Below are 5,585 nucleotides of genomic sequence, written 5' to 3'. Positions count from 1 at the left end.
GCATACAGAAAGAGCCACCCCGGATGGGGTGGCTCTTTCTGAATGGTGTCCGGCGGCGACCTACTCTCCCACACCCTGGCGAGTGCAGTACCATCGGCGCTGAAGGGCTTAGCTTCCGGGTTCGGAATGGGACCGGGCGTTTCCCCTTCGCTATGACCGCCGTAACTCTGTCGAGTTATGACTGACGGGAGTTCCCGTTCGTCTCTCGGGAACCGCACAGTGGACGCGTAGCACAAAAGTATTGTGGTGAAGTTGTCGGCTTATTAGTACCGGTCAGCTTCGTGAGTCTTTAGTCCCCACTTCCACATCCGGCCTATCTACCCAGTGGTCTAGCTGGGAGCCTCTCAGGGAACAAGTCCCCGTGGAAACCTCATCTTGAAGCAGGCTTCCCGCTTAGATGCTTTCAGCGGTTATCCCTTCCGAACGTAGCCAACCAGCCGTGCTCCTGGCGGAACAACTGGCACACCAGAGGTTCGTCCGTCCCGGTCCTCTCGTACTAGGGACAGCCCTTCTCAAGTTTCCTGCGCGCGCAGCGGATAGGGACCGAACTGTCTCACGACGTTCTAAACCCAGCTCGCGTACCGCTTTAATGGGCGAACAGCCCAACCCTTGGGACCTACTCCAGCCCCAGGATGCGACGAGCCGACATCGAGGTGCCAAACCATGCCGTCGATATGGACTCTTGGGCAAGATCAGCCTGTTATCCCCGGGGTACCTTTTATCCGTTGAGCGACGGCGCTTCCACAAGCCACCGCCGGATCACTAGTTCCGACTTTCGTCCCTGCTCGACCTGTCAGTCTCACAGTCAAGCTCCCTTGTGCACTTGCACTCGCCACCTGATTGCCAACCAGGCTGAGGGAACCTTTGAGCGCCTCCGTTACATTTTAGGAGGCAACCGCCCCAGTTAAACTACCCACCAGGCACTGTCCCTGATCCGGATTACGGACCGAGGTTAGATATCCAGAGCGACCAGAGTGGTATTTCAACGTTGACTCCACCGACACTGGCGTGCCGGCTTCACAGTCTCCCACCTATCCTACACAAGCCGCACCGAACACCAATACCAAGCTATAGTAAAGGTCCCGGGGTCTTTCCGTCCTGCTGCGCGTAACGAGCATCTTTACTCGTAGTGCAATTTCGCCGAGTTCGCGGTTGAGACAGCGGGGAAGTCGTTACGCCATTCGTGCAGGTCGGAACTTACCCGACAAGGAATTTCGCTACCTTAGGATGGTTATAGTTACCACCGCCGTTTACTGGGGCTTAAATTCTGAGCTTCGCCTTGCGGCTGACCCGTCCTCTTAACCTTCCAGCACCGGGCAGGCGTCAGTCCGTATACATCGTCTTGCGACTTCGCACGGACCTGTGTTTTTAGTAAACAGTCGCTTCCCCCTGGTCTCTGCGGCCGTCAGTGCTTCCCCAGCAAGTGGGTACACACGTCGGGCCCCCCTTCTCCCGAAGTTACGGGGGCATTTTGCCGAGTTCCTTAACCACGATTCTCTCGATCGCCTTGGTATTCTCTACCTGATCACCTGAGTCGGTTTAGGGTACGGGCGGCTAGAACCTCGCGCCGAGGCTTTTCTTGGCAGCATAGGATCACCCAATCATCCCGCATTCGCGGTCACCATCAGCTCTCAGGCTATGTGAGAGGCGGATTTGCCTACCTCTCGCCCTACAACCTTGGACGTGGTCTACCATCGCCACGCTGGGCTACCTTCCTGCGTCACCCCTGTTAATACGCTTACCTACTACCGGTTCGGGTCGCGCGCTCCCCCGTCCGAGTCCCCGAAGGGACGGTGGACGGCTTCGGGCGCTTAGCATCACCGGGCTCGGTATGGGCGGTTCTTCGCCGGTACGGGAATATCAACCCGTTGTCCATCGACTACGCCTGTCGGCCTCGCCTTAGGTCCCGACTTACCCAGGGCGGATTAGCCTGGCCCTGGAACCCTTGATCATTCGGCGGACGGGTTTCTCACCCGTCATTCGCTACTCATGCCTGCATTCTCACTCGTGTGGCGTCCACCGCTGGGTCACCCCGCGACTTCACTCGCCACACGACGCTCCCCTACCCATCCACACGCCTGAACCCACAAGGGGCTGAGCTATTGTGTGAATGCCACAGCTTCGGCGGTGTGCTTGAGCCCCGCTACATTGTCGGCGCGGAATCACTTGACCAGTGAGCTATTACGCACTCTTTCAAGGGTGGCTGCTTCTAAGCCAACCTCCTGGTTGTCTGTGCAACTCCACATCCTTTCCCACTTAGCACACGCTTAGGGGCCTTAGCTGGTGGTCTGGGCTGTTTCCCTCTCGACTACGGAGCTTATCCCCCGCAGTCTCACTGCCACGCTCTCACTTACCGGCATTCGGAGTTTGGCTAACGTCAGTAACCTGGTGGGGCCCATCGGCTATCCAGTAGCTCTACCTCCGGCAAGAAACACGTGACGCTGCACCTAAATGCATTTCGGGGAGAACCAGCTATCACGGAGTTTGATTGGCCTTTCACCCCTAACCACAGGTCATCCCCTCGGTTTTCAACCCAAGTGGGTTCGGTCCTCCACGCGGTCTTACCCGCGCTTCAACCTGCCCATGGCTAGATCACTCCGCTTCGGGTCTAGAGCACGCGACTGAATCGCCCTATTCGGACTCGCTTTCGCTACGGCTTCCCCACACGGGTTAACCTCGCCACGTACCACTAACTCGCAGGCTCATTCTTCAAAAGGCACGCTGTCACCCCTGCTAGGGAGGCTCCAACGGATTGTAGGCACACGGTTTCAGGTACTATTTCACTCCCCTCCCGGGGTACTTTTCACCTTTCCCTCACGGTACTTGTCCGCTATCGGTCACTAGGTAGTATTTAGGCTTACACAGTGGTCTGTGCAGATTCACTCCGGGTTTCTCGGGCCCGGAGCTACTTGGGATCCCCTTCGGGAGGCCACGCCATTTCGTCTACGGGGGTTACACCCTCTGTGCCGGGCCTTTCAATGCCCTTCGACTATGACGCGACTTTCTGACTCCCTGCTCGGACGGCAGTCCCAGCTGAAAGGTCCCACAACCCCGCACACGCAACGCCTGCCGGCTTTGACACGCATACGGTTTGGCCTGATCCGCTTTCGCTCGCCACTACTCACGGAATATCTCTTCCTGCCGGTACTGAGATGTTTCACTTCCCGGCGTTCCCTCCACACACCCTATATATTCAGGTGCGGGTCACTGGACATGACTCCAGCGGGGTTTCCCCATTCGGACATCCTCGGATCACGGTTCGTTTGCCAACTCCCCGAGGCTTATCGCAGGCTACAACGTCCTTCTTCGGCTCCTAGTGCCAAGGCATCCACCCTGTGCCCTTAAAAACTTGACCACAAAAACATACAAAGATGCTCGCGTCCACTGTGCAGTTCTCAAGCTACGAACGATCCCCGTCATCCCCGGCGCCTACCCCCCGACCGACCACCGAAGCGATCGACCCAGAAGCGGTTCATCCGGACCCGACAGGCCCGCAGGCAGCCACCCCCACCGGGGGCGACTCCCAAGGACAACAACCGGTGAACGGCTGTTCCCTCAGGACCCAACAGCGTGCCAGGCCGACCCCCCACGAACCCCGCTCGTTCCCTCCCCAGGCGAACCCGAGGCGTACTAGAGCCAGACCCGCGACGAGCGCGGCCGTAGTCGATGTTCCACCCTTGAGCTCCACCCCGATCGCGTTCGGACCGAGCGTGGGCCTGGACACCAGCGCGCCGGCCACGAAGGACCGACCCGGTGCCAGATGCTCCTTAGAAAGGAGGTGATCCAGCCGCACCTTCCGGTACGGCTACCTTGTTACGACTTAGTCCCAATCGCCAGTCCCACCTTCGACGGCTCCCTCCACAAGGGTTGGGCCACCGGCTTCGGGTGTTACCGACTTTCGTGACTTGACGGGCGGTGTGTACAAGGCCCGGGAACGTATTCACCGCAGCGTTGCTGATCTGCGATTACTAGCGACTCCGACTTCATGGGGTCGAGTTGCAGACCCCAATCCGAACTGAGACCGGCTTTTTGGGATTCGCTCCACCTCGCGGTATCGCAGCCCTTTGTACCGGCCATTGTAGCATGCGTGAAGCCCAAGACATAAGGGGCATGATGATTTGACGTCATCCCCACCTTCCTCCGAGTTGACCCCGGCAGTCTCCTATGAGTCCCCACCATGACGTGCTGGCAACATAGGACGAGGGTTGCGCTCGTTGCGGGACTTAACCCAACATCTCACGACACGAGCTGACGACAACCATGCACCACCTGTACACCGACCTTGCGGGGAGCACATCTCTGCACTTTTCCGGTGTATGTCAAGCCTTGGTAAGGTTCTTCGCGTTGCATCGAATTAATCCGCATGCTCCGCCGCTTGTGCGGGCCCCCGTCAATTTCTTTGAGTTTTAGCCTTGCGGCCGTACTCCCCAGGCGGGGCACTTAATGCGTTTGCTGCGGCACGGAACTCGTGGAATGAGCCCCACACCTAGTGCCCAACGTTTACGGCATGGACTACCAGGGTATCTAATCCTGTTCGCTCCCCATGCTTTCGCTCCTCAGCGTCAGTTGCGGCCCAGTGACCTGCCTTCGCCATCGGTGTTCCTCCTGATATCTGCGCATTCCACCGCTACACCAGGAATTCCAGTCACCCCTACCGCACTCTAGTCTGCCCGTACCCACTGCAAGCCCGAGGTTGAGCCTCAGGTTTTCACAGCAGACGCGACAAACCGCCTACGAGCTCTTTACGCCCAATAATTCCGGACAACGCTTGCGCCCTACGTATTACCGCGGCTGCTGGCACGTAGTTAGCCGGCGCTTCTTCTGCAGGTACCGTCACTTGCGCTTCTTCCCTGCTGAAAGAGGTTTACAACCCGAAGGCCTTCATCCCTCACGCGGCGTCGCTGCATCAGGCTTGCGCCCATTGTGCAATATTCCCCACTGCTGCCTCCCGTAGGAGTCTGGGCCGTGTCTCAGTCCCAGTGTGGCCGGTCGCCCTCTCAGGCCGGCTACCCGTCGTCGCCTTGGTAGGCCATCACCCCACCAACAAGCTGATAGGCCGCGAGCCCATCCTTGACCGATAAATCTTTCCAGACGCAACAGATGCCTGTACGTCTCATATCCGGTATTAGCCGCCGTTTCCCGCGGTTATCCCAGAGTCAAGGGCAGGTTACTCACGTGTTACTCACCCGTTCGCCACTGATCAGACAGGGCAAGCCCCGTCGTCACCGTTCGACTTGCATGTGTTAAGCACGCCGCCAGCGTTCGTCCTGAGCCAGAATCAAACTCTCCGTAAATGTCTACATGGCACCCCACCGCCGAAACGGCAAGGCAACCGACACACGAAACAGCCCCGAATCACTCCGGGACCAGTTGAATTCGGCTTCATGAGAACCGCACTTCCACGGAGGCGGAAGACGATCCCCAGTCAACCAAGACTCACCCACGAGACCACCCGACCAAAACGGCCGAACAACCCCGCCGATGAACCATCTTGGCATCGACTACTTGGCACACTGTTGAGTTCTCAAGGAGCAGACGCTCATCCATCCAGGCCCTTCGACCCATCCGGAGGCAACTTCTCAATC

Annotated in this window: 3 rRNA genes; all 3 read right to left on the bottom strand. The window is 58.4% G+C overall.

Going from position 1 to position 5,585, the window contains the following annotated elements:
- Window positions 1-47: 47 nt before the first annotated feature.
- Window positions 48-164: ribosomal RNA gene (gene rrf, locus AB6N24_RS22490) — 5S ribosomal RNA — on the bottom strand.
- A gap of 79 nt (window positions 165-243) precedes the next feature.
- Window positions 244-3,355, bottom strand: a 23S ribosomal RNA gene (locus AB6N24_RS22485).
- A gap of 416 nt (window positions 3,356-3,771) precedes the next feature.
- Window positions 3,772-5,294 (bottom strand): 16S ribosomal RNA (locus AB6N24_RS22480).
- The 16S, 23S and 5S rRNA genes sit together here, the layout of an rRNA operon.
- Between the last annotated feature and the right edge of the window lie 291 nt (window positions 5,295-5,585).

Source organism: Cellulomonas jepli (assembly GCF_047229345.1).
Lineage (GTDB): Bacteria > Actinomycetota > Actinomycetes > Actinomycetales > Cellulomonadaceae > Cellulomonas_A.
Note: the sequence above shows the minus strand (reverse complement) of the source record. Positions and strands in the feature narration are given on the sequence as shown.